This window comes from Hydrogenivirga sp. 128-5-R1-1, from assembly GCF_000171895.1.
Map to the genome: position 1 here is coordinate 1 of NZ_ABHJ01000025.1, position 7022 is coordinate 7022.

Consider the following 7022-nt stretch of genomic DNA (forward strand, 5'->3'; position numbering starts at 1 on the left):
AATTCCCCTTCTCCGACTATTTCCTGTATACCAAATTTTTCCAAAGTTGATAAAAGCTGATAATGTATCATTTGAACGCCTTTTGTTAAAGCAGAAATGTCTTCTGATACTTTAGCACTTTCAAGGGCTTTTTCAAAGTTGTCAATAACATTTAAAAGCTCTTTTGCAAATTTTTCTATAGCTTCTTCTATAGCTGTTTGTCTTTCTTTTATAGCTCTTGCTTTATAAGCTTCAAAATCTTGTTGAAGTGTTTGATATAAAACACTTAATTTTTTAGCTTGGTCTTCTGTTTTTTTGAGTTTTTCTTCAAGCTGTTTTATCTTTTCTTTTAGCTCTTCTACGGACATTGTTTTTTCTTCTTGAACTTGTTTATTTTCAGTCTCTTGGTTTTCAGATTTTACTTCCTCTCTCTCCTGCTCCTGATTTTGCGTATTTTCTTTGTTCTCTTCCATTTTTTAGTATTTCCTCCTAATATTTTTTTATAAAAATATATGCAAAATTTACGCTGTTTTCAATTAAAGAAATATTTCTTCTCCAAAATGCGTAAGGTCTATAAACTCATCACAAACTTCTATAAGCTCTTTTGCCGTGGTTTGTTTAAATGCAGCAATTTCAACTTTTACACCTTTTGTATGCAGGTATTTAACAAGGTCTGCAAAATCTCCATCTCCAGTTGTTAAAACAGCAACATCTATCTTTTCAGCAATAGAAATCGCATCCATAGCTATTCCCATGTCCCAGTCTGCTTTTATTGTTGTTATAAGATTGCCTTCTTCATCAAGTCTTTTGTATATTTTAGGTTCTTTTTCTTTTATTTCGTATCCTATATGTTTTAAAGAGCTTATAAATCCTTTCTGGTCTACTCCCTGAAGTTTTATAATGTAAGCTAGTGCCCTGATTAACTGCCTTCCATTTAGTATTTTAAAAAGCACTTTTTCAAAATCTACTTTCCTGTTGAAAACATCTCTTGCAGAGTAGTAAAGATTCTGCACATCTAAAAATACAGCTACCCTTTGATTTTTATAAATATTTCTCTGCATATAAACTCCTTTCAATAAAGTATAGTAATATTTTAATATGCTTTTAGATTTAATCATATTATTATCTTCATTCATAGGCTGGTTTGTTCAGGGGTTTTTAGGGATAGGTTCTGGTATTATTATTCCTGCCATTTTACTTTTCTTTATAAACATAAAAACAGTCATTGTTTCTCTTACAATTACAAACATGTTTGGAGTTTCTTACATTATTTATAAAAACAGGCTGAAAAAGTTTTCATTAAAAAGGATTTATCTTATAACAGCAGCCTCTATAATAGGTGTTTTCATAGGCTCCTACCTTTTAGGCATTTCAGATACACAGCATATAAAACTTGTATTTGGAACTGTCGTTGCGATAACCGGTGTATATGACCTTCTTGTGCAAACTGGGAATTTAGGAAATTTTAAAATAAAAAGAACCAAACTAAACGAGTTTATAACAGGTATAACAGGCGGCATATTTTCTGGTCTTGTTGGCGGTGCTGGAAGCATTTATGCTCTTTATTTTAATCAGCTTTTTGTAAGTAAAAGGGTTTACAAGTTTTATATTTCAATACTGTTCTTGACTATCCTTATTTTTCGGGGGATTTATTATTACGTTGATGAAAATACACGGCAGTTTTATGATTTAAAGTTTATTCTACTTGCCACATTAGGTTTGATTCCTGCAGTAGTTATCGGTAATTACTTAACTAAAAAAGTCAAACCTAAAACATTTAAAAAGATAGTTGCAGTAAGCATAATTTGCGTAGGTACGTATATTGTTATATCTAATCTGTGATTTCTCATGAATTTTATACTTAAAAGTCTTATAATATTTTTATAACTTACTTAAATTGAGATTAAATCTCAAAAAAGAGGTGTAAATGAGACTTACAGAGCTGAAAGAAAAAGAGGAAGCAGTCGTAAAAAACTTAACTGACAAATCAAACACATTTTTAAAAAGAGTAGAAGCAATGGGACTAAAAAAAGGAGAAAGATTAAAGGTAGAAAAAATCTTAGGAAGAAACATTGTTGTCTCATTAGAGGGAAGAAAAATAGCTTTAGATAAAGCTCTTGCTGAAAAAATAGAGGTTGAAAAATGAAAAAGATAACTGTTGCTTTTATTGGAAATCCAAATGTTGGAAAAACCACAATTTTAAATGCAATAGCTGGAACAAACCTTAAAGTTGGAAACTGGGCAGGAGTTACTGTTGAAAAAAAAGAGGCAAATGTAAAATACGGCGATTATGAAATACATTTTGTTGACCTTCCGGGAATCTACACATTAGAGCCTTTATCTGACGCAGAAAAAGTTGCTGTTGATTTTATAGAAAGTGGAGATGTTGATGTAATTGTTGATGTTATAGATTCTCAAAATTTTGAAAAAAATATGCTTCTTGGTGTTGAGCTTTTAGAGTTTGGTAAACCTACAGTTTTTGTTTTGAATATGATAGATGAAGCAGAAAAAAAAGGTATTGAAGTAGATGATAAAAAACTTGCAAATTTGCTTAATGTTGAAGTTGTAAAAACAGTAGGGAAAGAAAAAAAAGGCATTGATGAAATATTAAAAGCTATTGTTAAAGTATACGAAGAAAATAAAAAACCTTACGAACTTAAATACAACACTGAAGCTGAAGAAGCTTTAAAAGAATTAAAAACTATACTAAAAACAAATATAGATAAACATTATTTAATAGATATTCTTCTTGGGAAATTTAAAAACCCTAATATTTCAGATGAAAAATTAAAAGAGCTGAGAAAAAAATTAGAAAAATACTTTGGAGAGCCTGTAGAAGAAATTATAAAAAATGAAAGATTTGGTTATGCTCACGGTATTGCAAAAGATGTAGTTAAAAAGAAAAAAGAAAAAAGAAAAGATATTACAGAAAGTCTTGACAATATTTTACTTCACCCTGTACTTGGTATATTAATTTTCGTTTGGATAATGTACTCTGTATTTAAGATTGCTGTTGATTTTTCAGCCCCTTATGTTGATTGGATAGATGGTTTTTTAAATGATTTTGTTTCACCTTTATTTTTATCATTGTTTAAATTACTGGGACTTCCTGATATTGTAAACAGGTTCTGGAGTGAAGCTGTTATAGGCGGTGTGGGTTTTGTTTTAACTTTTGTTCCTTTAATTGGGACATTATTTTTCCTTATAAGTTTTTTAGAGATGTCTGGATACCTTCCAAGAATTGCTGTTTTAATGGACAGGTTTATGGAAAAAATAGGACTTCACGGTAATATGCTCATTCCTCTAATACTTGGGTTTGGCTGTAATGTACCTGCTATTATGTCAACAAGGGCTATAGAAAATTCTCGGGACAAGTTTATAGTAATTATGATGATACCTTTTATGAGTTGTCCTGCAAGACTGGTAGTATTTGCATTTTTTACAGTAATATTTTTTGATAATCCTGCCCTTGTGATACTTTCTTTCTATCTTCTTGGAATAGTCATTGCAGTAATTACTGCTACTATCTTGAAATTTACTAAGTTTAAAGGAGAGGTTATACATTTTGCTTTAGAGCTTCCTCCGTATAGAATTCCTCCAATTAAATCTTTGCTTATTATATCTTGGATTCATGTTAAAGATTTTATAAAAAAGGCTGGTACAGTTATATTTGCTGTTTCCATAGTAATTTGGATACTTATGAATTTACCTCCTTCAGCTAAAAATATATCTGAAAGTTATGTGGCAAAAATTGGAAAAACTTTAACTCCGATACTTGAGCCAGTTGGCATAGATGACTGGAGGGCTACTACATCTTTAATTCCTGCATTTTTAGCAAGGGAAACCGCAATTAGTGCACTTGGTACTATGTACTCTGTCCAGATAAAAGAAAAAGAGGAAAAAATAAATATAAAAGAGGAGTTTATAAACCAGATAAAAGGATTTTTTACAGTAGTTTACATGTCAGCAATAGATGCCGTAAAACCGGGAATATCTGCCTTTGAAGTAGAAGAAGATGAAAATCAGTCTTTAAGACAGGTTATAAAGCAAAAATTTACACCTTTATCAGCACTGTCTTTTATGATACTTATACTTATATACAACTCCTGCCTTGCTACCTTTGCAGTTATGGCGCAGAGCTAAATAAAAAATATGCTGTCCTTTTCCTTGCCTACAGCTTTGCAGTAGCATGGATAGTGGCATTCATTGTCTACCACGTTGGCAGTTTATTTATAAATGTAGTATAAAACCTCAAGGGCACCTTTTATAAGGTGTTCTTCTTTTATTTTTAATTTATATTTATCTTCTTTTTCAAATGAAAAATATTCAGCCTTTACTGCAGAAAGTTTGAACACTATTAAAGGTTCTTCTTCAAGAAGCTCAAAACTAAATATTCCATTTTCAAACTTTCCTAAAAACTCTTCTTTTGCCTCTAAGAAAACCTCTCCATTTTCCAAGAATTTAATAAAAAGGTCGTGTTCAAACTCTGGAGAGTAAAGCTTTAAAAATATCTGTAAAACAGACTTATCAAAATGCATTGTAGATATTCCATCTATTTCATAATAAAACTGCCTTCCTTCAAAATAAATAGGAGAATTTACTTTTTCCATTATCTGAATTTCAGGATTTGAAAGCATAACTGAAAAACTATTTCCAAGCTTGTTATAAATTAAGTTTTGTAATTTCAATGTTTCTTCCTTTATAGTAAAATTACTAAAACATTATACTAAATTTACTGAGGAGATAGGTGGAGGTTTTTGATTATTTAAGAACATTACTTCAGTTTACAATAGGTTTAATAACCATATTAAATCCCATTGCTGCAGCTGCAATAATGGTAAGTTTACTTACACCTCCTGTCTCAAAAAGAGAACTTGTATCTATAAGCAAAAAAACAACCTTAACTATTTTAACTGCATCACTTCTATCTACATTTTTAGGAGACTTAATATTCAAACTGTTTGATATTAATATACATTCAATAAAAGTAATAGGTGGAATTATTCTTTTGCTTTTTTCTATTAATATGATAAAAGGTAAAATTTTTGAGGCAAGTCATACTCCAGAAGAGCATGAAGAGGCTAAAGAAAAAGATGATATTTCAATAATACCTCTTGGGATACCTATTTTATTTGGTCCAGGTACTTTTACAACTCTTGTAATTTTTAAAACATCTACACATAACTGGATTGATTTGTTTATTCTTATAACTGCAATTTTTATATCTTCTGTTGTAGTTTTTTTAGTATTTAAAAATGCTGTTTTATTGGATAAATTCTTAGGAATTACTGGAGTAAAAATAACTACAAGAATAATGGGACTGATTGTTGGAGCGATTGCATCACAATTTATAGTCTCTGGTGTAAAATCCCTTTGGGATATGTATTAGCAAAGGTAAGAAGATGAAAGAGTTGATGGATTACAGTTTTATAGAACCACTTTTGTATCCAGTATTTATATTAGTAATTTCTCTATTTTCCTACTTTATTTTAAAAAAATACTTTCTTATAAAATTACAGGAATTTCAAGAAAAATTTAATTTAGACAAAAAAGTATTTGAAAAAATAATAAGAAATTTAAATAACCTATTAAACATTTTATTATTTTTAGTTATTGTAAATGTTTTACTGAACTTTCCATATGTAGATAAGTACATACAAAAGTACATAATAAACCTTTTAAAAATCAACATAATTGATACTGAATCAATAAAAATAAGTATTTACTCTCTAATAAAAGGCTTTTTAACATTTTATATTTTACTTTTGATAACAAAAATAATAAGGAGAATTATTGAAGCCTATATCAAGTTTAAATCAAAAAAAGAAGAAGTTGCTTCTACAATTGATATTCTAATTTATCATACGGCTCTTATTTTTATATTTTTTATAGCATTATCAAATATGGGAATTACATGGAAAATTTTACTTCCTATTGCAGGTGCACTTGGCATAGGTATTGGATTTGGTATTCAAGATATTGTTAATAATTTTATAAGCGGGTTTATTATATTAATTGGAAGAACCATTAAAAGAGGAGACTGGATAAGTATAGGCGAAAATTTTGGAAAAGTTATTGATATTGGAGTTAGGACTTCAACTATAAAAACCTTAGACAATATAGACATTATTATCCCAAATTCCCAGCTTATAGGAAATCAACTTATAAACTGGTCTTATATAGACCCTGTAATTAGAATACATATTCCTGTTGGGGTTTCTTACGGCTCAGATGTTAAAAAAGTGAAAAATACACTGATTGAAATTGCCAAACAAACAGATTTTGTTATAAAAAATAAACCCATTGAAGCAAGATTTATAGAGTTTGGTGATAGCTCATTAAATTTTGAACTTCTTGTCTGGATTAACATAAGGAAAATTCCTATTCCTTTGGCAAAAAGTGAATTAAATTACAAGATATGGTTTACATTCAAAGATAAAGGTATTGAAATTCCATTCCCACAAAGAGACTTATGGTTTAAAAATGAGCTTCTGATAAAGAAAATTGACTGATAGTATTTTCTATCTATATTTAAGATAAAGTGATTTAAGATAAAGTGGAGGGATATAGTTGCAAATTTTAAAAAAATATATTTTAGGTTTCTTTTTATTAATACTTTTTGGAGTTTCTTCCTTTCTCATATACTTAAAACTCAATCCCAAAAAAGCACCATCTAATTTAATAGTAGGAACAGGAAGAATTGATGGAGATTTAATAAATATAAATACAAAGTATGCTGGAAGGATTGAAAAACTTTACGCAGATGAATCTCAGAAAATAAAAAAAGGTCAGCTTCTTGCAGTATTATCAAGCAAAGAATATAAGGCTCAGCTTGATACAATAAACCAGCAAATAAAAGTAAAACAAAAAGAGATAGAAGCAAAAAAAATAGAACTTAAAATTTTAAAAGAATCTTTGCCTGAAAATGTAAAAAAAGCCAAATCATCACTTGAAGCAATCAAGCTGTTCTTTCAGAGCTTGAGAAAATATTCAATCCCTTGAGAAAGTTGTTAAACAAGATGAAAAGGACTATGAACGGTTTA

General features: G+C 29.3%; 9 protein-coding genes. 6 read left to right on the forward strand and 3 right to left on the reverse strand.

Going from position 1 to position 7022, the window contains the following annotated elements; all coding sequences use genetic code 11:
* Both grpE and HG1285_RS06435 read right to left on the reverse strand, forming a co-directional pair.
* Nucleotides 1-452: nucleotide exchange factor GrpE (grpE, locus tag HG1285_RS06440; RefSeq protein ID WP_008288137.1), on the reverse strand; the 452-nt coding region annotated here is incomplete at its 3' end.
* A 63-nt stretch (nt 453-515) separates the two neighbouring features.
* Complete coding sequence (locus HG1285_RS06435; protein ID WP_232219495.1) at nt 516-1097, reverse strand: NYN domain-containing protein; 582 nt, start codon at nt 1095-1097, stop codon at nt 516-518.
* Between HG1285_RS06435 and HG1285_RS06430 the strand changes: the two genes are divergently transcribed.
* From HG1285_RS06430 to feoB, 3 genes are all read left to right on the forward strand, one after another.
* Nucleotides 1078-1821 (forward strand): sulfite exporter TauE/SafE family protein, encoded by a 744-nt coding sequence (locus tag HG1285_RS06430; protein ID WP_008288139.1) that lies wholly within the window; start codon nt 1078-1080, stop codon nt 1819-1821. The two genes, HG1285_RS06435 and HG1285_RS06430, sit on opposite strands and share 20 nt — an antisense overlap.
* Nucleotides 1822-1906: 85 nt before the next feature.
* Nucleotides 1907-2125: a FeoA family protein gene (locus HG1285_RS06425; RefSeq protein ID WP_008288140.1), complete on the forward strand. Its 219-nt coding sequence runs from the start codon at nt 1907-1909 to the stop codon at nt 2123-2125.
* Nucleotides 2122-4122 carry a ferrous iron transport protein B gene (feoB, locus tag HG1285_RS18195; RefSeq protein WP_008288141.1) on the forward strand — a complete coding sequence of 667 codons (2001 nt, stop codon included), beginning with the start codon at nt 2122-2124 and terminating at the stop codon, nt 4120-4122. Before HG1285_RS06425 ends, feoB begins: the two co-directional genes overlap by 4 nt.
* 83 nt (nt 4123-4205) lie before the next feature.
* Here feoB and HG1285_RS06415 read toward each other — a convergent pair whose 3' ends face one another.
* Nucleotides 4206-4589 (reverse strand): hypothetical protein, encoded by a 384-nt coding sequence (locus HG1285_RS06415; RefSeq protein WP_157560648.1) that lies wholly within the window; start codon nt 4587-4589, stop codon nt 4206-4208.
* Between the two features lie 137 nt (nt 4590-4726).
* Here HG1285_RS06415 and HG1285_RS06410 point away from each other — a divergent pair, with 137 nt between their 5' ends.
* From HG1285_RS06410 to HG1285_RS06400, 3 genes are read left to right on the forward strand one after another with little or no spacing between them, the layout of a single operon-like run.
* Complete coding sequence (locus HG1285_RS06410; RefSeq protein ID WP_008288143.1) at nt 4727-5368, forward strand: MarC family protein; 642 nt, start codon at nt 4727-4729, stop codon at nt 5366-5368.
* Nucleotides 5369-5381: 13 nt separating this feature from the next.
* Complete coding sequence (locus HG1285_RS06405) at nt 5382-6491, forward strand: mechanosensitive ion channel domain-containing protein (RefSeq protein ID WP_008288144.1); 1110 nt, start codon at nt 5382-5384, stop codon at nt 6489-6491.
* A 58-nt stretch (nt 6492-6549) separates the two neighbouring features.
* Nucleotides 6550-6981 carry a biotin/lipoyl-binding protein gene (locus HG1285_RS06400; protein WP_008288145.1) on the forward strand — a complete coding sequence of 144 codons (432 nt, stop codon included), beginning with the start codon at nt 6550-6552 and terminating at the stop codon, nt 6979-6981.
* Nucleotides 6982-7022 lie beyond the last annotated feature (41 nt).